This window comes from Rubrobacter marinus (genome assembly GCF_011492965.1).
Taxonomy (GTDB): Bacteria; Actinomycetota; Rubrobacteria; order Rubrobacterales; family Rubrobacteraceae; genus Rubrobacter_F; species Rubrobacter_F marinus.
This window is the reverse complement of the sequence record NZ_CP045121.1, coordinates 842,593-863,628: the sequence shown is the minus strand read 5'-3', so window position 1 is coordinate 863,628 and position 21,036 is coordinate 842,593. Positions and strand designations below refer to the sequence as shown.

At 70.2% G+C, this 21,036-nt stretch carries 20 protein-coding genes and 2 pseudogenes; 12 read left to right on the top strand and 10 right to left on the bottom strand.

Going from position 1 to position 21,036, the window contains the following annotated elements; genetic code table 11:
* The first annotated feature begins 38 nt into the window (after positions 1–38).
* From GBA65_RS04315 to GBA65_RS04305, 3 genes are all read left to right on the top strand, one after another.
* Positions 39–305, top strand: a complete 267-nt coding sequence (locus GBA65_RS04315; RefSeq protein ID WP_166395536.1) for an AbrB/MazE/SpoVT family DNA-binding domain-containing protein — start codon at positions 39–41, stop codon at positions 303–305.
* Entirely contained in the window at positions 295–705 is a 411-nt protein-coding gene (locus tag GBA65_RS04310; protein ID WP_207956134.1) for a PIN domain-containing protein, read from the top strand. Before GBA65_RS04315 ends, GBA65_RS04310 begins: the two co-directional genes overlap by 11 nt.
* A gap of 156 nt (positions 706–861) precedes the next feature.
* On the top strand, positions 862–2,016 hold the full coding sequence (locus tag GBA65_RS04305) for an iron-containing alcohol dehydrogenase (RefSeq protein WP_166395535.1): 1,155 nt from the start codon (positions 862–864) through the stop codon (positions 2,014–2,016).
* Between the two features lie 63 nt (positions 2,017–2,079).
* Here GBA65_RS04305 and GBA65_RS04300 read toward each other — a convergent pair whose 3' ends face one another.
* The gene (locus GBA65_RS04300; RefSeq protein ID WP_166395534.1) at positions 2,080–2,892 is read right to left on the bottom strand and encodes a fatty acid desaturase; all 813 of its coding nucleotides are present in this window, start codon (positions 2,890–2,892) and stop codon (positions 2,080–2,082) included.
* Between the two features lie 124 nt (positions 2,893–3,016).
* Entirely contained in the window at positions 3,017–3,220 is a 204-nt protein-coding gene (locus GBA65_RS04295; RefSeq protein WP_166395533.1) for a cold-shock protein, read from the bottom strand.
* Between the two features lie 192 nt (positions 3,221–3,412).
* Here GBA65_RS04295 and GBA65_RS04290 point away from each other — a divergent pair, with 192 nt between their 5' ends.
* Positions 3,413–4,750 (top strand): NAD-dependent malic enzyme, encoded by a 1,338-nt coding sequence (locus GBA65_RS04290; protein ID WP_166395532.1) that lies wholly within the window; start codon positions 3,413–3,415, stop codon positions 4,748–4,750.
* Positions 4,751–4,886: 136 nt separating this feature from the next.
* Entirely contained in the window at positions 4,887–5,165 is a 279-nt protein-coding gene (locus GBA65_RS04285; RefSeq protein WP_166395531.1) for a hypothetical protein, read from the top strand.
* A gap of 19 nt (positions 5,166–5,184) precedes the next feature.
* Here the strand turns inward: GBA65_RS04285 and GBA65_RS04280 are convergent, their stop codons facing one another.
* The 6 genes and pseudogenes from GBA65_RS04280 to GBA65_RS04265 form a co-directional block, all read right to left on the bottom strand.
* Positions 5,185–5,985: an LOG family protein gene (locus GBA65_RS04280; protein ID WP_166395530.1), complete on the bottom strand. Its 801-nt coding sequence runs from the start codon at positions 5,983–5,985 to the stop codon at positions 5,185–5,187.
* Between the two features lie 44 nt (positions 5,986–6,029).
* Positions 6,030–6,389: a hypothetical protein gene (locus tag GBA65_RS25765; RefSeq protein ID WP_323127073.1), complete on the bottom strand. Its 360-nt coding sequence runs from the start codon at positions 6,387–6,389 to the stop codon at positions 6,030–6,032.
* Positions 6,390–6,888: 499 nt separating this feature from the next.
* Positions 6,889–7,119: pseudogene (locus GBA65_RS26090) on the bottom strand (FGGY family carbohydrate kinase); the annotation flags it as partial.
* Positions 7,120–7,241: 122 nt separating this feature from the next.
* A pseudogene (locus tag GBA65_RS26085) lies at positions 7,242–7,493 on the bottom strand (FGGY family carbohydrate kinase); the annotation flags it as partial.
* Between the two features lie 92 nt (positions 7,494–7,585).
* A complete protein-coding gene (locus GBA65_RS04270; protein ID WP_166395529.1) occupies positions 7,586–8,560 on the bottom strand; it encodes an aldo/keto reductase in 975 nt (324 codons plus the stop codon).
* 142 nt (positions 8,561–8,702) lie between these two features.
* Positions 8,703–9,314 (bottom strand): class E sortase, encoded by a 612-nt coding sequence (locus GBA65_RS04265; RefSeq protein ID WP_228281664.1) that lies wholly within the window; start codon positions 9,312–9,314, stop codon positions 8,703–8,705.
* A 563-nt stretch (positions 9,315–9,877) separates the two neighbouring features.
* On the opposite strand from GBA65_RS04265, the gene GBA65_RS04260 reads away from it, so the two are divergent.
* From GBA65_RS04260 to murJ, 3 genes are read left to right on the top strand one after another with little or no spacing between them, the layout of a single operon-like run.
* Positions 9,878–10,420 (top strand): inorganic diphosphatase, encoded by a 543-nt coding sequence (locus tag GBA65_RS04260; protein WP_166395528.1) that lies wholly within the window; start codon positions 9,878–9,880, stop codon positions 10,418–10,420.
* 46 nt (positions 10,421–10,466) lie between these two features.
* Positions 10,467–11,570, top strand: coding sequence for a peptidase C39 family protein (locus GBA65_RS04255; protein WP_166395527.1), 1,104 nt, complete (start codon positions 10,467–10,469; stop codon positions 11,568–11,570).
* Positions 11,571–11,619: 49 nt separating this feature from the next.
* Complete coding sequence (gene murJ, locus GBA65_RS04250; protein WP_166395526.1) at positions 11,620–13,182, top strand: murein biosynthesis integral membrane protein MurJ; 1,563 nt, start codon at positions 11,620–11,622, stop codon at positions 13,180–13,182.
* A 116-nt stretch (positions 13,183–13,298) separates the two neighbouring features.
* Here the strand turns inward: murJ and GBA65_RS04245 are convergent, their stop codons facing one another.
* Together GBA65_RS04245 and GBA65_RS04240 are read right to left on the bottom strand one after the other, a co-directional pair.
* Entirely contained in the window at positions 13,299–14,807 is a 1,509-nt protein-coding gene (locus GBA65_RS04245) for a serine hydrolase (RefSeq protein WP_166395525.1), read from the bottom strand.
* Positions 14,808–14,868: 61 nt separating this feature from the next.
* A complete protein-coding gene (locus GBA65_RS04240) occupies positions 14,869–16,287 on the bottom strand; it encodes a VanW family protein (protein ID WP_166395524.1) in 1,419 nt (472 codons plus the stop codon).
* A gap of 328 nt (positions 16,288–16,615) precedes the next feature.
* Here GBA65_RS04240 and GBA65_RS04235 point away from each other — a divergent pair, with 328 nt between their 5' ends.
* From GBA65_RS04235 to GBA65_RS04220, 4 genes are read left to right on the top strand one after another with little or no spacing between them, the layout of a single operon-like run.
* Complete coding sequence (locus tag GBA65_RS04235; RefSeq protein ID WP_166395523.1) at positions 16,616–17,809, top strand: GNAT family protein; 1,194 nt, start codon at positions 16,616–16,618, stop codon at positions 17,807–17,809.
* Between the two features lie 58 nt (positions 17,810–17,867).
* Complete coding sequence (locus tag GBA65_RS04230; RefSeq protein WP_166395522.1) at positions 17,868–18,119, top strand: phosphopantetheine-binding protein; 252 nt, start codon at positions 17,868–17,870, stop codon at positions 18,117–18,119.
* 14 nt (positions 18,120–18,133) lie between these two features.
* Positions 18,134–19,711 carry an AMP-binding protein gene (locus tag GBA65_RS04225; RefSeq protein WP_166395521.1) on the top strand — a complete coding sequence of 526 codons (1,578 nt, stop codon included), beginning with the start codon at positions 18,134–18,136 and terminating at the stop codon, positions 19,709–19,711.
* A complete protein-coding gene (locus tag GBA65_RS04220; protein WP_166395520.1) occupies positions 19,692–21,020 on the top strand; it encodes an alanine racemase in 1,329 nt (442 codons plus the stop codon). The genes GBA65_RS04225 and GBA65_RS04220 overlap by 20 nt, the downstream gene beginning before the upstream one ends.
* Positions 21,021–21,036: the final 16 nt, after the last annotated feature.

Genomic DNA, 21,036 nt, shown 5'->3' with positions numbered 1-21,036 from the left:
ACCGTGCTAGCATACAAGTATGAGGTAAGGAGAGCGAAATGCGTAAGGCGATTATGACCAGTAAGGGTCAGCTCACGGTCCCGAAGGAGGTTCGGGAGCAATTGGGGCTGGAGCCGGGCGACGGGCTGGTCTTCGAATTGGACGAGGGCGCCGTTCGACTCAGGGTGGAGAAGCGCACCCCGCTAAGGAAGTTGAAGGGCAGCTTGCCCGCCGGACGCGCCTATCCCGGCAAAGAGGCCGAGCGCAGAGCCGCCCGAGCGCACGTGGCACGGGAGGTAGCGGGAGAGGGGCCCGTTGGAGGGTGACGTTCTGTGGGTAGACGCAAACGTCTTGATAAGGTTCCTCACAGGAGAGCCGCCGGAGATGGCAGACAGGGCCGAACGGCTGCTGGGGAGAGCGCGCAGAGACGGGTTGACGCTGAGGATACACCCGGTCGTGGTAGCCGAGACGGTCTGGGTGCTCCAGTCCTTCTACGGGCGCACGAGCGCGGAAGTCGTCGGGGTGCTCGTGCCGTTGCTCACGCAACACGGGCTCAGGGTCGAAGGGGTGGGCGTCGTGGTCAGGGCGCTCGAGCTCATGTCGGAGAAGAACGTGGACTTCGCCGACGCCCTACTCGCCGAGACCGCTCTCTCACGCGGCGAAAGCGTTGCTTCGTTCGATGCGGACTTCCGGAAGCTCGGCGCCCCCTGGCACGAGCCGACCTGAACGTCCGCCGACCGAACACCCCGGATAGCACTGCGCGCCCACTCCAGGGCCCTGATCACCCGGGCGGCTCCTTCGGCTTCGTTGACGATGGCCGTGCCGCGTGGCACGAGTTCGGCTATCGTGGCGGGGTAGGAGAATCCGTCCGAAGGAGACAGGTTGAACTTCCTCTCGTCGTTCGATGCCGCGCTGCCCTCCCGACTCGTCTACGGGCCGGGTGAGGTCGAGAAGATCGGGGCGCTGGTAGCCCCGCTCGGGGAGAAGGTGCTCGTCGTCATAGGGGGCGGGAGCGTCCGGCGCTCGGGGGTACTCGACCGGGTGCTCGGGACCCTCGATGAGGCGGGCGTGGGGCACGAGGTCTTCGAGGGGGTCTCGGGGAACCCGAAGTCCTCGGAGGCGGACCGGGCTGGCCAAGCGATGCGCGACGGCGGCTGCGACGTCGTCCTGGGTCTCGGCGGCGGGTCTGTGATGGACGTCGCGAAGGCTGCGGCGCTCGTCGCCGGGCACGGGCCCTCGATCGGCCGCTTTCTGCGCAAGGAGGAGTCGCCGGGCGACCTCCGGGAGGCGCCGCCCATCGTGTGCGTGCCGACGATCGCCGGTACGGGGAGCGAGGCGAACGACACTTCGGTGCTGACGGACGAGGAGACCGGGCTGAAGGGCTCCCTGCGCGGCCCGGTGTGCGTGCCGCGCGTCTCCGTTCTAGATCCCGATCTGACGGCGACGGCCCCAAGAAGGTTCGCGCTCGCCAGCGGCGTGGACGCTCTCTGCCACGCGATCGAGGCCTACCTCACCCGCAAGAGCAACCTCCTCTCCGACGCCCTCGCCCGCTCGGCCGCGAGCCTGCTCGTCGGGGCCCTGCCGAGGCTCGGGGAGGGCGACGCGGAGGCGCGCGGCGCGACGCTCGTCGGGGCATCGCTCGCGGGTCAGGCGCTCTCGCTCTCGTCGAGCCTTGTGACGCACGCCCTGGAGCACCCCGTCTCCGCCCGCCTCGACGCGCATCACGGCGAGGGGCTCGCGGCCCTGCAACCGGCGGTCCTGGAGAAGGTGTGCGCCGGCGCCCCCGAGCGGTGCGCCGAGGTGGCCTCCTGGCTCGGGGAGGGGGCGCGGCCCGAGCTCGCCGCCGACGCCTTCCGCGGCTTCATGGAGAGGTGCGGGCTGGAGATAAAGCTGCGGGGGCTCGGCATGGACGAGGGCCACGTCGAAGGGTTCGTGGACGACGCGCTCGCCTCGGGGGCGCGCGGCCTGACCGCGAGCCCCATAGACCTCGAGCGAGAGGACCTCGTCGGGATCTACGAGGCCGCGCTCGCCGAGTAGAAAAAGCCCCTCCCTCCGGAAGCGGAGGGAGGGGCTTCTCGGCGCCGCTGTTTCCTCGGGCGGTTAGTCCCTGGAGGAGTTCATCGCGGCGACCTCGATGCCGGCGCCGGGCCTGATCTTCGTCGGCTCGGGGAGGCGGCGGCGGTGGTTCTCCCAGCCCTCGTCGACCTTGGTGAGGACCCTGGCGAGGCCGAGCTTCTCCATCGCCCGGATCACCGGCCAGGCCGGGTCGATCTCGCCCTTGAAGGCCGAGAACCTCGGGGCGGCGGGGCGGGCGTGGTGGTTGTTGTGCAGGCCCTCGCCGAAGGTTATGAGCGCGAGGAGCTTGAGGTTCGTCGCGTCGTTCTCGAAGCTCTTCTCGCCGAAGGTGTGGCCGGCGCCGTTTATGGCGGCGTTCAAGAGCAGGTACACGACCGCGAGGGTGGACCACGCCACGAGCCCCGCCCTGGTGCCCATGATCCAGGCCAGAAGGACCCCGGTGAGCGAGAAGCCGAGCGTCCCGCGCCTCAGGAGCGCGTGATCCAACTTGTCGAACGGGAGGTCGGCGGCGTACTTCTCCATCGTGTCGTCGTTGTTCGCCTCGCGCCGGTAGTAGTAGACGTTGGCGAGCATGATCTTCCAGTACCCCTCGATGTGCGGGCTGTGCGGATCGCCGTGCTCGTCGCTGAAGTTGTGGTGCTTGCGGTGTACGGCGACCCACTCGCGCGGCGAGATGCTCGTGAGCATCCACGTGCCGAAGCGCATGAACATCGTCGCCGCCGGGCTCAACTCGATGGACTTGTGCGACAGGGTCCTGTGCAGGTAAACGGTGGTGATCAGGGTCGCCGCCTGCGAGAGCCCGAACCCTACCCCTGCGGCCTTCAAGTACTTGTTCAAACGCGCCTCCTCTTGCGGGTTACGCCGGCGTCGACCGGCAAGGACTTCCCCACGGTCTCCCTAATGGAAAGGGGGCCGGGGTAAAACAACCCCGGCCCCCTTCGTTAGGCGAGTTATCGTCCCGCTACTCGGGGACGACGTTCTCCGCCTGCATGCCCTTCTTGCCGCGCGTCGCCTCGTAGGAGACCTTCGTCCCCTCCTCCAGCGAGCGGAAGCCGCTGCCGGCTATCCCCGAGTAGTGGACGAAGAGGTCCTCGCCGCCGTCGTCCGGGGAGATGAAGCCGTAGCCCTTCTCGTCGTTGAACCACTTAACCGTTCCTTGGGCCATTGACTGGAACCCACCTTCCTTGTTCATGGGCTCCATCAAACAAAAAGCCGCTCCGAAACCGCCGGGCGACGCTCCATCTACTGTAACCCACCTCCGATTGCCGAACGAGTATACCAGAGGTCCCCTCCCACGCAATGTACGGGCCGGACTTTCGGGTATAAGATTCGGCGCACAGCCCACAGGAGGTTCGCTTTGGCGCTCGACTTCACCTACCGCATACAGGTGCCGCACCGCCCGGGACAGCTCGCCAGGGTGGCCGGCAGGATCGCCGAGGGCGAGGGCCTCATCGGCGACGTCACCACCATCAACGTCGGCCGCGAAGCCTCGATCCGCGAGCTCACGGTGGAGGTCCGGGACCGCGAGCACGGCCAGAGCGTCGCGAAGGGGCTGGACGAGCTCGACGGGGTGCGCGTGCTCTGGGCGCAGGACCGGGCCCTGCTGCGCCACGAGGGCGGCAAGCTTGTCGTCGCCTCCACCCAGCCCGTCAGGACGGTGCAGGACATGCGCGACGTCTACACCCCCGGCGTCGCCCGGGCCTCGATGGCGATCTCCGAGGACCCCTCTCTCGCGAGCCATCTGACCATGATCGGCCGCAGCGTCGCCATCTGCACGAACGGCACCCGCGTCCTCGGGCTCGGGGACATCGGCCCCGTCCCCTCCATGCCGGTGATGGAGGGCAAGGCGGTCTTCTACCACCAGCTCGCCAACGTCTCGGCGATGCCGATCCTCATAGACACGAAGGACGTGGACGAGTTCGTCGAGACGGTGAAGCGCATCGCCTCGGGCTTCGGCGGCATCCACCTCGAGGACATCTCCGCCCCCGAGTGCTTCGAGATCGAGCGCCGGCTCATCGAGGCGCTCCCCCAGCCCGTGATGCACGACGACGTCCACGGCACCGCCGTCGTGACGCTCGCCGCCGCCATCGTCGCCTGCCGCCACGCGGGCTTCTCCCTGGAAGACGCGGTGGTCGGCCAGATCGGGCTGGGGGCCGCGGGCTTCGGGATCGCGTCCCTCATGGTCGACGGGAAGGCGAAGCGCGTGGTCGCCTCGGACCCGAACCCGCTCTCGCACGAGCGCGCCCGGGCGAAGGGCATAGAGGTCACGACGGACATGGAGACGGTGATGAAGGAGGCCGACGTGGTCGTCGCGACGACCGGGCGCGCGGGCCTCATAAAGCCGGAGACCGTCCGCAAGGGGCAGGTGATCCTCGCCCTGACGAACCCCTACCCGGAGATCGACCCCGAGGCGGCCGTCGCGGCGGGAGCGGCGTTCGCCGCCGACGGGACGAGCGTGAACAACGTCCTCGGCTACCCGGGCATCTTCCGCGGAGCGCTCCTCGCCGGGGCAGGGGAGATCAACCTCCCCATGAAGCTGGCCGCCGCCGACGCCATCGCCGACCTGACCGCCGACGCCGACCTCGTCCCCGACGCCCTCGACCCGAACGTCCACGAACGCGTCGCCACCGCCGTGAGGGACGCGGCGGTAGCGAGCGGCGTCGCCCACCTCGACCGCGCCCCGGCGGGGCTGTAGCCATCGGACCGCCGCTCGGGAGACGCGACCGCAGCGTGACCGCGAGAGAGCCCCATCCGTCCCGCGCCGCCTCGCGCGGCGAGCCGGGTCGCTTCGCGCGAGGCACGCAGCCGGCAACCTGGGGAGAGGGGCCGCGGTGAACGTTTCGGGGGGCGGCAAGGGCGACGGGCCAGACACCTCTTCGCCGGGGGAGGGCTTCGAGTTGTACCGCCACAGGAACGCGGAGGCGACGAGGGCGCGGGGCTGGCACGGCCTGTACTGGGCGAGGCGCACCGCCGAGGGCGGCTACGAGCTGCGGAGCGTCCCGTCCTCCCTCGGCGAGCCCTCGGCGGCCGGGGGCGTGATGCCCGGGGAGGGGTTCGAGAGGCTCTACGAGAGGGTAGACCCCGGGGAGTACCTGCCCCCCGGCGGCTAGGGCCCGAACGGTCGGGGCCCTACTCGGTGCGGGGCCGGCGGTCTTCCCTCCCGAGGGCTTCGCGCGTCGCCTCGCGGGAGCGCTCCTCGTAGCCCGCCTCCGGGCTCTCTCCGTCGGTGGAGGCGAGGATCCTGTCCCGCACCTCGGCGGGAGAGTCGGTCGTCACCACGAGCTCGAGGTCGGCCGCGGAGATCTTGCCCTCCGAGAGCATCGGGCCGGCGAGCCAGTCGAGCAGGCCCTGCCAGTACTCCGAGCCGAACAGGACGACGGGGAAGTTCCGGACCTTGCCGGTCTGGATGAGGGTGAGGGCCTCGAAGAGCTCGTCGAGGGTGCCGAAGCCCCCCGGAAAGATGATGAACGCCTGGGAGTACTTGACGAGCATCATCTTGCGGACGAAAAAGTAGCGGAAGTCGACGGAGATGTCCACGTAGGGGTTGACGTTCTGCTCGAACGGCAGCTCTATGTTCAGCCCGACGGAGGGCGCCCCCACCTCCCGCGCCCCGCGGTTGCCGGCCTCCATGATCCCCGGCCCCCCGCCCGTGACGATCGTGAACCCGGCCTCGCCGAGCAGCCGCCCCACCTCGACGGCCTTTGCGTACGCCGCATCCTTGGGACCGACGCGCGCCGAGCCGAAGATCGTGACGGCGGGCCCGAGCTCGGCGAGCTCCTCGAAGCCCTCGACGAACTCCCCCATGATCCTGAGCACGCGCCAGGGATCTGTCTGCGTGAACGCCGCCTGCAACAGCCGCTCGTCTTCCGTTCGGCGCGCCTTGCGGCGCGCACGCACCACCCTGTTCTCCTTCGGCTCCCCGGTTGTCATGTGGCTTCTCTACCCGATCTCCGTCCAGGCCTACCCCCGGAGCCCTACGGGCGGCTTCGGCCCGTCCCGATCCGTCCGTAGAGCTCCCGGTAGCGGGTGTACGCCTCCTCGTACGGGGAGTCGTCCTCGGGGACGACGGTGCCGACGGGCTCGGGCGCGAGGGCGAGCGTCTCCCTCGCCGAGCGGTAGGCGCCCACGGCGATGCCGGCCAGGAGCGCCGCGCCGCGCGCCGACGCGACGCCCGCGACGCTCGGGGGGAGGACCAGGAGCGTTCGCGCGAGCACGTCGGCGAGCAGGCGCCGCCAGGGCTCGCGCGAGGTGCCGCCGCCGGCGAGCCTCGGCTCGGGCGCCCGCACCCCCGCCCCCTCGAGCGCCGAGAGCCCCTCGCGCAGCGCGAAAGCCACCCCTCGAAGGCCGCCCGCAGGAGGTGCCCGCGCCCGTGACCGAGCCCCAGCCCGACCCACGCCCCGCGAGCCCGGGGTCGAAGTGCGGCGTCCGCTCCCCGCTGAGGTACGGCAGGAAGAGGACGCCCCCGGCCCCGGCGGGGACGGCGAAGGCCTCGCGGTATGCCTCCTCCCAGCCCACCCGAGCACGCCGAGCACCCACTCGAGCGCCAGCCCCGCGTTCTGCACCGCCGCCATCGCGTAGAAGCGCCCGGACGGGTCCTCGTGGGCGGCGCGAAAGAGGTGGGTCCGGCGGCTCCTGTCGGGGGACGGGAGCTCGCGCGGGGCCACGACCTGCCCGCCCGTCCCGACCGTGAGCTGCGCGGCCCCCTCCCCAGGAGCCCGGTCCCCAGGGCGGCGGCGGCGGTGTCCGCGGCCCCGGCGGCGACGGGGAGGCCCCGGGGAGGCCCAGGGCCTCCGCGGCCTCCCCCGTAAGACCCCCCGCGACCGACCCCGACGGGACGAGCGGGGCCAGGGTCTCCCCCCGCAGGCCCAGGGCCTCGACGACCGGCCACGCCCAGCCGTCCGCCTCCGGATCGTAGAGCAGCGTGGCGGAGGCGTCGGACGGCTCGGCGGCGGCCTCCCCGGTGAGCCGGAGCCGCAGCCAGTCCTTCGGCTGCAGCGCCCACCGCGCCGCCCGGTACGATCGGGGCTCGTTCCCCCGCAGCCAGACGAGGCTCGGGCCCGCCATCCCGGCCGCCGTCGGGTTCGCGAGGGGCGGAGAAGCTCCGGGTCCAGGGCCTCGTAGGCCCCCAGCTCCTCCACGGACCGGGCGTCGGCCCACAGGACGGCGGGCCGCAGGGGCTCCCCCCGGCGTCCGAGAGGACCACCCGTGCATCTGCCCGGAGAGCCCCAGCCCCCCAACCTCACCGCCCCTCTCCCCACCGCGGCCCGGACCGCGGCCGCGCAGGCCCTCCACCAATCCCCGGGGTCGGTCTCCGCCCAGCCGGGGCGCGGCGAGCGCACGGCGTAGGTCGCGGCCCCCTCGCCCAGAACGGCCCCGCCCTCGTCGACGAGCACGGCCTTCGCGGAGCCGGTCCCGAGGTCGAGTCCTACCAGTAGCATCGCGCCGCCGTCTTACGCCTCGGGAGGGAGCCCGACGCCCGCCGCTCGCGTCGAGCCACCCTCATCTCGTGGACGGCCCGTCGTCGGGGGCCCTACTGCGACCACTCGGTGGGCTGGCGGTCCCAGCGGTGCTCCTTCAGCCTGGCGAGGAGGTCGGACGGGAGGCCCCTCCCGTCGCTCGCGCCGACGTTCGACTCGACGTTGCGGAGCTTGCGCATGCCGGGGATCACCGTGGAGACGGCCGGGTTGGAGAGGATGAAGCGCAGCGCCATCTCGGGCATCGTCATGCCCTCGGGGACGAGCGGCTCGAGGGCTTCGGCGTGCTCGACGGACGAGTGGAGGTTCTCGGGGACGAAGTAGGTGCCCCGCCAGTCCCCCTCGGGGAACGTGGAGTCCTTCGTGAGGGTGCCGGTCAGGGTGCCCTCGTCGAACGGGACGCGCGCTACGACGGCGACGCCGAGCTCCTCGCACAGGGGGAAGAGCCTGTCCTCCGGCGCCTGGTCGAAGATGTTGTAGATCACCTGAACCGAGTCCACGAGGCCGGTCCTCAGGGTCTCCAGGCCGTTCCACGGCTCCCAGCGGTTGAGGCTGAGGCCCCAGGCGCGGACGAGGCCCTCGTCCTTGAGGCCCTGCGTCGCCTCCTGCCAGCGCTCGTCGTGGGCCCAGGCGTCCTCCCAGACGTGGAACTGCATCAGGTCGATGCTGTCGAGGCCGAGGTTCTGGAGGCTCCTCTCGACGTACTCCCTTATGTACTCCGGCGGGAAGACGTCGTCGAGCTTCGAGCCGCGCTTCGAGGGCCACTCGCGGTCCTTCGGCGGGATCTTGGTGGCCGCGTAGATCCTGCGGTCCCCGTGGCGGGCGACGAGCTCGCCGAGCAACCGCTCGGAGCGGCCGTCGCCGTAGGCCCAGGCGGTGTCGAAGAAGTTGACGCCGAGCTCGACGGATCTCTCCAGCGAGCGCAGGGACTCCTCGTCGTCGACCGCGTCCCACTGGCCGCCCATCCCCCACATCCCGTAGCCGACCTCGCCGACGGACCAGCCCGTCCGGCCGAACCTGCGATATTGCATACGAGACCTCCCAGAACGTCGCGCCGACTACGCCAGCCAGCATACTACAGCGTCCCGCGCACCCCCCGACGGGGACCCAGGACGACGAGGGGGGCGGCCCCTCAGGACCGCCCCCTCGCTTGCCGTCGTGCTTCCTTGCGGGCTAGCCCTGCTTGAGCTCGGCCTGGACGATGAGCCGCCTCGAGTAGTCCGGCAAGGTGCACGTCTGCAGCGTCAGCACGTTCTTGCCCGCCACCGGGTCCAGCACGTACAGGTCGGTGGGCGCCACGTCGAACTCCTTGAACACCTCGTAGACGTACTCCTTGCCGTTGGCGTCCTTTACCCTGATCCTGTCCCCGTTCTCCAGCGCGTCGAGGTCCCAGAACGCCAGGAACGAGTCGGTGTTGGGGTAGCCCAGGCGGTGGCCGGCCACGTAGACGTTGGCCTCCTCCTCCCACGGGTAGCCGGTCCCCTCGAGGTGTATGGCGGCGTGGTCCTTGAGGGCGGCCTCGTCGTCTCCGGCGGTGGTGGGGATGACGTCGTCCTCGATGCGGGCCATCTTGGGGATGGTGAGCCTGAGCGTCTTGTCCTCGGGCACCTCGGCTTGCGTCTCGTCGCCGGCCGGGGCGGCGGGCTCGGCGCGCTCTTCGGGCTCCTGGGGGGCGGCCGGGGCGTTGGCCGAGTCCCCCGAACCCCCGCCGCACGACGCCACGAACGCCACGAGCGCGATCGTCGCCAGCACCAGTACCATCTTCCTCACAAGCACGTCCGTCACCTCTCCGCTTCTCTGTTATTTCGGAACGGCAGCGGCCATGCAACGGTCGATGGGGCCGCCGGGCTTCACGGCGCATACTGTAGCAAAGTTTTTTCCGAATGCATCCAACGAGCATACGATTCTCGCAAACCGAAAGGAGGATGCGCCCCAGATGTCCGTCCCGGATCAGCCCTCCGGACGAGCCACCAGACCGCGGCTATCCGGGGCCGAGGGACCGCCGTCGTGGGCCGCGGACGGCGCGAGATCCCGGCCTCCATCCCCTCCCAGGGGCGCCTGGGGAGCGCCCGATCCGTACTTGGAGGGGACTCGTTGCCCGTGTTCTGCGACGCTTGTAGTATTCCGGGGGTTATCGGGGAGATGGGAAGGACGGGCATGAGCGGGGGCGTCGAGAGCGGCCCGCTGCGGGCGCGGTGCTCTAGCGGGCACGCGCATGATGGCACTCACGCCCGGGGACCGGCCCGCCCGTGCACGCGGGCTACGCGCCCGGCTCGTCGGGCCGCTCGGCCCCCGAGGAGCGAACACACGGTCTCCTCCAGGCGAACTACAAGAACGGAGAGCGACAGATGACGCATCCCTGGCACGACGTCTCCATAGGGTCCGAGGCCCCCGACGCGTTCAACGTGGTCGTCGAGATCTCCAAGGGCTCCAAGGTGAAGTACGAGATGGACAAGGAGACGGGGCTCCTGCTCGTGGACCGCATCCTCTACTCCTCCGTCGTCTACCCGGAGAACTACGGCTTCATCCCGCGCACGCTGGCCGACGACGGCGACCCTCTGGACGTCCTGGTCCTCATGCAGGAGCCCGTCCAGCCGTTGAGCATCCTCAAGGTCCGGCCCATCGGCCTCCTCCCGATGACGGACGACGGGGAAGGGGACGAGAACGTGATCTGCGTCCACGCCGACGACCCGCAGTACGGGGTCTACGAGCACTTCGGGGAGCTCGTGGAGCACCGCTTCCGCGAGATGAGCCGGTTCTTCGCCGAGTACAAGAGCCTCGAAGGCAAGGTGGTCGAGGTCGGAGAGGTCGCCGGCCCCGAGGCGGCCGTCGAGGCCGTGAAGCACGCGATGAACCTCTACGGGGAGAAGTTCTCCGGGGGCGGTTCCTGAGCGCCGGGAGGCCCGAACGACGAGCGAACCGTATATAGACCTCAGGGTGCACGAGGGGCCGTTCGGCCTCCCGAGCCCCGGGGCGACGACGCGCGTCTCCATCGCCCATCCCCGCGTCTCCACCTTCCGGTCCCCCGTCTACGAGACCCCGTTCCCGTTCGACACCCTGGTACCCTCGTGGAGCGCGACGACGCCGGCGGGGACCTGGATCCACCTCAGGTTCGCCGTCCGGTCGGACGGACGCTGGAGCCCCGCCCTCGACCTGGGCGTGTGGGCGAGCGGCACGGAGGCCGTGCGCCGCAGCAGCGCGAGGAGCGAGGAAGCCGCAGCCCCGGCCGCCTGGCGGGTGGAGGTCGACACCGTGCGGGGCACGGCGCCGGGGACCCACGCCGACGCCTACCGCTTCGACCTCGACCTCGTCTCCTCTACCCCCGGCCTCCTGCCGACCGTGAGGGAGGTCTCGGTCCTCGTCTCGGACTCCTCGCGCCACGGCGAGGACCCGGGGGACCCCGAGCCCGCACCGGAGGCGCGCGGCAGGGACCTGCCCGTCCCGGCCCGCTCTCAGATGCTCTTCCCGCACGGCGGCGAGGCCTGGTGCAGCCCGACCTCCCTCTCGATGGTCATGGCCTACTGGGCGCAGGAGACCGGCGAGCGCGCCCTCGACAGGCCGGTCCCGGAGGTGGCGGACGGGGTCTACGACCGTGCCTACCGGGGGTGGGGCAACTGGCCCTTCAACACCGCCTACGCCGCGGCATTAGGCCTCGAGGCCCGGGTGGGGCGCCTCCGCTCCCTCGCCGAGGCCGGGGGCTGGGTGGCCGCGGGGGTGCCGCTCGTCGTGAGCGTGGCCTGGGACAACGGGGTGGTCGGGCAGGAGCTCTCGGGGGCGCCGCTCGCCCGGAGCGACGGGCACCTGCTCGTGATCCGGGGCTTCGCCCCCTCGGGCGACGTGATCGTCAACGACCCGGCAGCACCTAGGGACGCGGGCGTCGCGAGGGTCTACGAGCGCGGGGAGCTCTCGCGCGCCTGGCTTCGGAACAGGGGCTCCTCCGGCGGCATCGCCTACCTCGTGCACCCGCCGGGCTGGTCCGTGCCCCGAGCATCCGGGTTCCGCGCGGCCCCGCAGGGGATGCGCCGTTTCGATACCGTTTAACGGACTTTTAGTTCCAGAACCCCTGCTGTACCATCGCTCCATGACAGGCATGTTGAGGGCAGTGCTCTCGATCTCGGCGGCGACCGTACTCTCGCGCGTGACGGGTTACGCACGCATCATGGCGCAGGCGGCCGTGCTGGGCGCCGGGTACGTCGCCGACGCCTACACCGTGGCCGCGCTCCTGCCCACCCTCATCTACGAGCTCTTCCTCGGCGGCATCCTGTACTCCATCTTCATCCCGGTGCTCGTCGAGAGGATCACCAACCACGGCGAGGACGACGCGAAGCGCCTCACGGACACCCTCTTCACCTTCGTGGTCCCGCTGATGGTCGTGGCGGCCGGGCTCGGCATCGTCTTCGCCCGGCCGCTCGTCTCGCTCGCGACCGACTGGGGGGCGCAGAACCTCACCCCCGAGGAGGCGGCGGGCGCCAGGGACCTCGCGACGTTCTTTTTCAGGATCTTCGCCCTCCAGATGCTCTTCTACGGCCTGAACACCATAGCGACGGGCGTGCTGCAGGCCCACCGGCGCTTCTTCCTGCCGACCTTCGCCCCCGTCCTGAACAACCTCCTGATCATCGCCTCCTTCGTCGCCTACTGGCTCCTCGTCGACGCGAACCGCGGCGCGGCCGAGTGGACGCTGGCGATCGGCGTCACCGTCGGCGTCGCCGTGATGGCGCTGGCGCTCGTCCCCACGATGCTCGAGCTCGGCTACAAGCCGCGTCCGCGGCTCAGGCACCCGGCGCTGGCGCCGACCGTCCGCCTCGCGGGGCCCATGCTCGTCCTCGTCGCGGCGTCGGTGGGCTTTCAGGCGTTCGGCACCTACCTCGCCACGGGGTTCGGGGGCGCCGCCGACCTCGGCTACGCGTTCACGATCTTCTCGCTGCCCTACGGCATCTTCGTCGTCGCCATAGCGACCGCGCTGATGCCGGACCTCTCCGAGAAGCACGCCCGCGGCGACCTTGAGGGCTACCGCTCCAGCCTCTCCTTCGGGCTCAGGACGGCGGCCTTCGTCACCGTCCCGTCGGCGGTCGGCCTGATCTCGCTCTCCGTCCCGATCGTGGGCCTGCTCTACGAGCGCGGCGCCTTCGACGCGAGGGAGACGCGCCTCGTCGCCGCCCTGCTCGTCGCCTACTCGGTGGGCCTCCTCGGCTACTCGGCCTACTTCCTGCTCGTCCGGGCGTTCTACGCGCGCCAGAACACGAAGACCCCGGCGGCCCTGAACGTCGTCATCTTCGCCTTCTACGCGGCCACGGCGTACGGGCTCTCGCGGCTCTTCGAGGTGGTCGGCATCGCCCTCGCCCTCTCGGCGGTCTACACGGTCCTCGCCCTGCTGGGCTTGTGGGCCATGCGCCGCGAGACGAAGCGCCTGGAGGGCAGGCGCCTCCTCCTCTCCCTCGCCAAGGCCCTCGCCGCAGGCGCCGTCATGTACGCCGTGGCCTACGGGGGGACGGCCCTGCTCGGGACGGGCTCCGGCGCGCCCGAGCGCCTCGCCATCCTCGCCGCCGTCGGGGGCGCCTCGCTCGCCGCCTACCTCGCCGTGGCCTACTGGCTGAAGGCCGAGGAGCTGAGCCCGGCGATAGCGCTCATCAAGCGCCGCTTCGCCCGGGCGTAAGGCCCGAGCCGCTGGCCCTCGGCCACCCGTAAGAGCAGAGATGCGAGCACCGATCCGGCGGTTAGGACCGAGCGGGCCCGGGGACGACGACTGCGAAGGGACCTACGGGCCGTCGGCTACTTGTGGCTCTGGGCCTTCCAGGCGGATTCGGAGACGTCCTTGATAAGCTCCTTGCCGGCCTCCACGTCGTCGGGGCCGTGCTTGGAGAAGATCGCGACGACGTATGGGTGTTCGCCCTCCTGGACGACTCCGGCGTCGTCGTAGACCTTGTAGAGCCAGCCGGTCTTGTTGGCGGCGTAGACGTCGTCGGGGAGGCCGGCCTCCAGCCAGCGGTCGGTGACGTTCTGGTACATGAGGTCGAGCATGTCCTCGCAGCTGATCTCGCTCGCGGCGTCGCCGGTGGCGACCTCCGCGAGCATCGTCGCCATGTCGCGCGGGGTGGTCTGGTTGTCCAGGCCCGTGACGATGGCCCGCTCGCTCGTGACCTTCTGGCGGAGCACGGTGTTTTTGGCCCCCAGATCCTTTGCGACCTCGTTGACGTACTCCAGACCGCCGACCTTGCGGATGAGGGCATTGGTCGCGACGTTGTCGCTCTGCGTCATCATCATGTACAGGTAGTCCTCGACGGTGTGGGGCACCTCCCCGGGCTCCTCCCACTGGAGCCAGCCCGCGCCCGCGGCCCAGTCCCCCTCCTCCGTCTCGAACATGTCGCTCAGGGCGAGCTCGCCCTCGTCGATCCTGCGGTAGACGGCGACCATGACCGGCACCTTCATAACGGAGGCCCCGAAGAAAGGCTCGTCCGCGCGCACCCCGTAGCCGAGGCCGCCCCCGGGGTCCACGACGTAAGCGCCGGCGATGCCGGCGTGGTCCTTCTCGTACCCCTCCACCGCCCGGCGGATGGGCTCCAGCCCCTCGTCGACCCGGGCCTGCTCCCCCTCGTCCACGCCCTCGGTGACGGGCTCCGGTGCGGAGAAGGACGCCGGCTCGACCTCGGGGACCGGGCCGGGCTTGACGGGCTCGACGAGCAGGCCCTCCGCGCCCCCCTCGAGGGCCAGGTTCTCCGGGTAGACGGACTTCACGAGGTCCTCGGGGACCCCGGCCAGCAGGACGTTCTCGTTCTCCGGGTACTCGGGCTCGTCGGCGCGGATGGACCGCTCGACCGTCCACTTCCCGTCGCCGCCCTGCTTCGCGAAGACGAAGTAGGTCCCCTCCCCGCCCGGGCAATCCACGCGGACCGAGGCCCACGACGGGTCCTTCGTGCTCTTGTAGACGCCCTCCACGTCCTCCGGCTTCGCGCCGGGGATCTCCGAGGCCACGACCCGGTAGGCAGCGGCCTCCGGCGAGGCCTCCCTCTGCTCGGAGACGGGTACCCGGACGGGCGCCTCCTCCGCGGGCGCGGCGGCCTCCGCTTCCCCCGCCTCCGAGGGGCGCGCGACCGCCGCCTCGGGCGGCGCCCCGTCGGAGCGCGCGCTGGAGAGGTACTCCCCTATGCTCGGGGAGTCGCCGGGGGAGGCGAAGAGGACGAAGGCGGCGCACGCGGCAGCTGCGAGGACCGCCACGGGGACGCCGTAGCGGCGCCAGGGGCTCCGGCGCCGCTTCATGGTGAACTGCCGGGAGCGCCTCATCGACCTTCCCCTCCCCCGCCGGGGCGAGAGGGGCGCTCCCCCTCCCCCCCGGACGCTGCGATCAGTCCGCCCAGCCCGTGGTGTTGGACGGGTCGAGCCAGCCTGAGGTGCGCGGCTCGTTGGTCTCGTGCTTCATGTCCTCGGGGACGGGCGGGTTGAAGCTGTAGGTGCTCTCGGCGATGACGCCGTCGGAGAGGACCTCGCCGTTCTCGTCCGTCACCTTCTTGTAGGTCACCCACTCGATCCCCTCGGTCGGGCTCTGCTTGACCTTCTCGGCGCTCATGACGACCTTGCGGCCGGTCTCTTCCTGGCCGAGAATCTGGGCGGTGAGGTAGCCGTCCTCGTCGACGAACTCGCGCACGAGGATGTTGCCGTCGGTCGTGTTCTTGAACTTCATGTCCAGGGGCTGCCACTCGCCGAACCAGACCGTCGCGTCGAAGCCCGGGGTGATGTACGGCAGCTCGGCGTAGTGCTGGTGGCGTTCGGTGATCTCGAGCCCCGCGTAGTTTGCGGCCATAAACAGGGTCGAGGAGACCTGGCAGAGCCCGCCGCCCTCCTCGGAGGAGACGCCGCCGCCCGAGAAGACCTTGGCGGCCTCGTAGTCTAGGCTCCCGGCCTGTTCGGTGAAGGAGAACTCCTCGCCGGGCGCGAGCATGGTGTTGTCCACGGCCTCGGACGCCATCCTGAGGTTGGCCTGGCGGCCCTCGTCCGGGTCCCAGGCGTAGTCCGTCTTGTACTCGCCGAGGAGCACGGTCGGGGCGCTCGCCCGCGCCTCCTCGGTGGAGACCGAGGGCTCCGTGCGCTCCTCCGCGAGCGCCACGTCGCCGCTGAGGCCCTCAAGGGAGCGGCCCAGGTTCTCCAGCGTGGCGTCCACGTCAACGGAGCGGCCCTCGACCGCGTCCTCGACCTCCACGTCGCCGGTCTCCGTCACGACGGGAGCGGCGTCCTTGGGCTCGACGTCGAGCTCGCCCGCGAGGCCCTCGATGGCCTTGCGGGCGGCGGCCTCGTCGTAGGTGGCGACGGCCGTCACGGCGACGCCGTCGCCGAGGTAGGAGCCCGCGAAGTCCGAGAGGCGCTGGAAGACGCCGCCCCGCCGGCCGACGGCGTAGGCCTCGCCCACGGCGGAGTCGGCGTCGACCTGCACCCCGAGCTCCTCGCCGGTGAAGAGGGCGGCGCCGTCGCCGACGTCGATCTCCCCGAGCTTCCCGGAGACGTGTTGGGAGAGGGCCTCGGCGGCCTCGCCCCTCGTCATGCCGCCGAGGTCCACCTCGCCGGAGTGGACGCCGCGCCGGATCGTGTCGCCGTGGACGACCCCGTAGTCGAAGGCGAGGCCCCCGACGAGCAGGGCGCCCACCGTAACCGCGAGCGCGGCCAGGCGTCGGCGCCTCCAGACGGCGCGCCGCTCCTTGTTGGCCTTCGGGGTGTCGCGACGATGTCTGCGGGGCCCGTAAGGGCCTGTCATCTTGTCCAGTTCTTTCAAAGGTCCGCCCCTCCTGCGGTATCAGCCGGCGATGCCCGCCTCGGAAAACCGCGGGCAGCCGGGAGCAATTATGTATTCGAGGGGCCCAACCTTCAAGCCCTAGGCCCGATCGTATACCAGCAAAACCCGCATTTGGGGCCCGGGACCCGTCTTGGACTTTGCTCCATCGCTCCTTTACACTCTGAGCTTTGGATCTGATCGCAAGCAGCGGGTCGCACGGAGGGAAGAGAGTTTTGCGCGTTTCGACCGGAGAACAAGCAGGGAAGGGGCCGGTGGAACGAGCCAGCACGACGGGCCCCGGGGCCGCGAAGACGGTCGTGCTCTGACCGTGAAGGCCGTCGTCAGACCCATGGAGCCCGCCGACCTCGCCGGGGTCAACAAGCTGCGCACCCTTATATATCCGCACTACCCCGAAGCCCACTACGCGGAGTGGCACGAGTCCGTGTGGAACTGGCTCGGGACGCACCCGGCGGCGGACGAGCTGCACCGCTGGGTCGTCGCCGCGGGGGACGAGATCGTGGGTCACCTCGCCGCGACGCCGCAGTTTTACAGGATCAACGGCCGGAGGGTCCTCGCCCACACGCCGGCCGACTACCAGGTGATGCCGCAGTACGGCTTCCAGGCCCTCTCGATCATGCGCAAGTTCTTCCGCACCGTGGAGAACTGCGTGGCCTGCGACATGGTGCCGACGGTGATCGCCGTGGAGACCCGCCTCGGGGCGGTCGAGGCCGGGAAGATGCAGTACGCGGCGAAGCTCCTCGACGTCTCGCGCCTCCCCTCGCCGACCCTCGACGACGCGCGCCGGCTCCTCTCGCGCAACGGCGCCGGGAGCCGCGGCCACTACAGGGGGTTCGAGGAGCCCGGGGCCGCGACCGCTGAAGGGGAGCCCGAACCGCCGCCCGTACGCCCCCGCGCCCCCATCCCCGCCCCCGTCAAGGGCCTCCTGAACCGGGGGCTCGAGGTGGTGGACGGGGCGCTCGGGAGCGGGATGGGGAGCGGCGTCAAGGTGTCGCGGCTCGGGGGCGCCTTCGACCCCTCGTTCGACGAGCTCTTCGAGGAGATCGCCGCGGTCGTCCCCTGCATCCCCGAGAAGGACGCGGAGTTTCTGAACTGGCGCTACGGTCCGAGCTCGCCGCAGTACCCCGTCACCGTCCTGGCGGCGAGGGAGGGCGCGAGGCTCCTCGGCTACGCCGTGCTGCGGGTGACGAGGGAGGGCGAGGACGGCTATATACTCGACCTGACGGCGAGGCCGGGCCGCCACGACGCGACGCGGGCGCTCCTCAAGGAGGCCGTCCGCGAGTTCAGGCGGCAGGGGACGCACATCATCAGGTACCGCTTCTCCGACTCGCCGACCTCGCCGCGGATGGCGGACCTGTGGCGCCTGGGGTTCTTCCCGCGCAACGACCGGAGCAACACCCTGCTCGTCAAGATGGAGGACGAGGGGCTCCACGAGACCGCCCGCAACATCGAGAACTGGTCGTACAGCGTCGGCGACGGCGAGGCCACTTTCTGGGTAAGGTAGTACGGCTGGCGCGGGAAGACCCTGCGCGGCCGGTAAGATGGAACAAGGAGGCAACACCATGGCAGTAAGCACCGAGAACGCCGCCGCCGCTATCCGCGAGTGGCTCCAGGAGAACGTAACCGGGAACCGCGAGGTCTCCGACGACGAGCAGCTTATAGAGAACGGCGTCCTGACGTCGCTGCAGACCGTCGAGCTCGTGATGTTTCTGGAGGACCGCTTCGGCGTCACGGTCGAGGACGAGGAGCTGGACGAGGAGAACTTCGCCTCCGTCCGCACCATCGCCGACCTGGTGACGAGCAAGTCCGCCTAGAAGCCTAGAAGATTATGCGTCCAGAGTTCACGCTACACGACCTGCTCTTCAACTCCGTCGAGCGCGACCCCTCGAAGGTCGCGATCGTGGACGGCACGAGCGAGCACACATACGAGGACATGATGCGCGAGAGCGGCGCCCTCGCCGCGGCGCTTCAAGACGCCGGCGTCCGCAAGGGCGATCGGGTCGGCATCCTGATGGAGAAGTCGTGGGAGGCGATCGTCGCGATGATGGCCGCCTCGCGCGCCGGCGCCGCCTTCGTCAACATCAACCCCATGCTCAAGGCGCAGCAGGTCGGCTACATCGCCGGGGACAGCGACATCCGCGTCATGGTCGGGGACTCCCCCAAGCTCGGCGAGCTCGAGCCGAAGACCGTCGAGCGGGCGTTCTACAAGGGCGAGAAGCCGGAGACCCAGGGGATCTACGGCGAGATCACGGACCTAGCGGAGGTCCTCTCCGGGGGCGGCGAGCCCGAGGAGACGGGCGTCTCCGAGGTGGACCTCGCCACGATCCTGTACACCTCCGGCTCGACCGGGATGCCGAAGGGCGTCTCCACGAGCCACCGCAACTTCGTGGCGGGCTCCCAGATCGTCTCGACGTACCTGGAGAACACGAGCGAGGATCGCATCCTCTCGGCCCTCCCGCTCAACTTCGACGCCGGGCTCAACCAGTTCACGACCTCGCTGCGCGTCGGCGCGACGCTCGCGCTCCTGCGTTCGAGGCTGCCGGGCGACCTGTTGAAGGGGCTGCGCCGCCACGAGATCACGGGCGTGGCGGGGGTCCCGCCGCTGTGGGCGCTCCTCTTGCGCGGCTCGAAGTCCATCCAGGAGCAGCCGCTGGAGCACCTGCGCTACATCTCCAACACCGGCGGACGTATTCCGCAGTCCAACCTCGACGAGCTGAGGCGGCTGTTGGAGCCGAACGGGACCAAGATCGTGCTTATGTACGGCCTCACCGAGGCGTTCCGCTCGACGTACCTGCCGCCCGAGGAGATCGGGCGCGGCACCGAGTGCATCGGCAAGGCGATCCCGGACACCCAGATCATGGTCATAAACAAGGAGGGCGAGGAGTGCGCCCCCGGCGAGGTCGGGGAGCTCGTGCATCGCGGCCCGACGGTCGCGATGGGCTACTGGGGCAAGCCCGAGGCGACGGCGAAGGCGTACCGGCCGAACCCGCTCGCCCCGCCGGAGCTTCTCGACGTCGAGAGGGTCGTGTACTCCGGGGATCAGGTCCGGCGCGACGAGGAGGGCTTCCTGTACTTCGTCGGGCGCGAGGACGCGATGATAAAGTCGCAGGGCTACCGGATGAGCCCCGAGGAGATAGAGAACCTCCTCATAAGCTCGGGCCGCGTGCACGAGGCGTGCGCCTTCGGGGTGCCCAACCCCGACGTCGGGCACGACGTCGTCGCGGTGGTCTCCCTCAAGGGCGACGCGGACGGCTCCGATCCCGTGCAGGAGATCCGGCAGTACGCCGTGAACAACGCGCCGCCGTACATGGTGCCCAGGGAGATCCTGATCCAGGACGAGCTCCCGAAGACGGCCTCCGGCAAGATCGACCGCAAGGGGATAAGCAATGCGTACGCAGATAGATAAGGCCCACGACCTGGCCGAGCGCTTCGGCGGCTGGAAGGACGGCGTGCTCGCCCCCGGCGGCGTCAAGGTCTCGGACATCGCCGCCGAGCACGGCACCCCGTTCTACCTGTACCACGGCGAGATGATCGTGGACCGGGTCCGGCGCGTCCGGGAGGCCCTCGGCGGCGACGTCGAGGTGACGTACTCCGTCAAGGCGAACCCGAACCTCGCCGTGACGCAGGTGATCGCGCGGGAGCACCTCACCGGGGCGGAGGTCGCCTCCTCCGGCGAGCTCGTGGTCGCGAGGACCGCCGGGTTCGAGCCCGAGGACATCGTCTTCGCCGGCCCGGCCAAGACCGACGAGGAGCTCGAGATGGCGGTGCGCGAGGGGATCTTCGCGGTCAACGTCGAGTCGGTGAACGAGATCAACCGCCTGGCGGCGGTCGCCGAGCGCCACGACAAGAACATCGGCGTCGGCCTGCGCATAAACCCGGCCCAGCAGCTTATGGGTTCCGGGATGCGCATGGGCGGCACGGTCGGGCAGTTCGGCCTGGACGAGGCCGACCTCGAGGAGGCGGTCCGCCGCACCCTCGCCCACCCCGAGCACATGACGCTCCGCGGCATCCACGTCTACACGGCGACCCAGGTCTTCGAGGTCGACCCGCTTATAGAGCACTGCCGCAACATCTTCGAGCTCGCCCTGAAGACGGCCGACCTCGCCGGACGGCCGCTCGAGATGGTCGACTTCGGCGGCGGCTTCGGGGTCCCGTACTTCGAGAAGCTCGAGGAGTTCGACCTGGAGCGCTTCGGCGCGGGGTTCCAGGAGCTTCTCGCCCACTACCGCACGGACCCGCGCCTCGAAGGGTGCCGGTTCGTCTTCGAGCTCGGCCGCTACCTCGTCGCCGACGCGGGGCTGTACGTTACGAAGGTGATCGACGTCAAGGACATGAAGGGCAAGACCTTCGTGACCACCGACGGCGGGATGAACCACCACCTCACCGCGACCGGGAACATGGGCCAGGTCTTCAGGAAGGCGTACCCGATCCTGAACCTCTCCCGCTCCCCCGGCGAGGGCGAGCCCGTCGCGCTCGCCGGCCCCTGCTGCACGCCATTGGACATGTTCGGGACGAACATCCCGCTCGCAGACCCCGAGCCCGGCGACCTCGTCGGCGTCTTCTACAGCGGGGCCTACGGCTTCAGCGCGAGCAACCTCGGTTTCTTGAGCCACCCGAACCCGGCCGAGATCCTCATATGGCAGGGCGAGGCGCGGCTCCTACGCCCCGTCGGCAAGCCCGAGGACGTCCTCAAGGGCCAGGAGGCGCTGGTCTAGCTTTCGGCAAGGAAGG

Bases quoted from the DNA above. Each gene is read 5' to 3' on its own strand.
- GBA65_RS04315 (WP_166395536.1), top strand. From the start codon at position 39: ATGCGTAAGGCGATTATGACCAGTAAGGGTCAGCTCACGGTCCCGAAG.
- GBA65_RS04270 (WP_166395529.1), bottom strand. From the start codon at position 8,560: ATGCAATATCGCAGGTTCGGCCGGACGGGCTGGTCCGTCGGCGAGGTC.
- GBA65_RS04245 (WP_166395525.1), bottom strand. From the start codon at position 14,807: ATGAGGCGCTCCCGGCAGTTCACCATGAAGCGGCGCCGGAGCCCCTGG.
- GBA65_RS04295 (WP_166395533.1), bottom strand. From the start codon at position 3,220: ATGGCCCAAGGAACGGTTAAGTGGTTCAACGACGAGAAGGGCTACGGC.
- GBA65_RS04225 (WP_166395521.1), top strand. From the start codon at position 18,134: ATGCGTCCAGAGTTCACGCTACACGACCTGCTCTTCAACTCCGTCGAG.
- GBA65_RS04280 (WP_166395530.1), bottom strand. From the start codon at position 5,985: ATGACAACCGGGGAGCCGAAGGAGAACAGGGTGGTGCGTGCGCGCCGC.
- GBA65_RS04230 (WP_166395522.1), top strand. From the start codon at position 17,868: ATGGCAGTAAGCACCGAGAACGCCGCCGCCGCTATCCGCGAGTGGCTC.
- murJ (WP_166395526.1), top strand. From the start codon at position 11,620: ATGTTGAGGGCAGTGCTCTCGATCTCGGCGGCGACCGTACTCTCGCGC.
- GBA65_RS04220 (WP_166395520.1), top strand. From the start codon at position 19,692: ATGCGTACGCAGATAGATAAGGCCCACGACCTGGCCGAGCGCTTCGGC.
- GBA65_RS04260 (WP_166395528.1), top strand. From the start codon at position 9,878: ATGACGCATCCCTGGCACGACGTCTCCATAGGGTCCGAGGCCCCCGAC.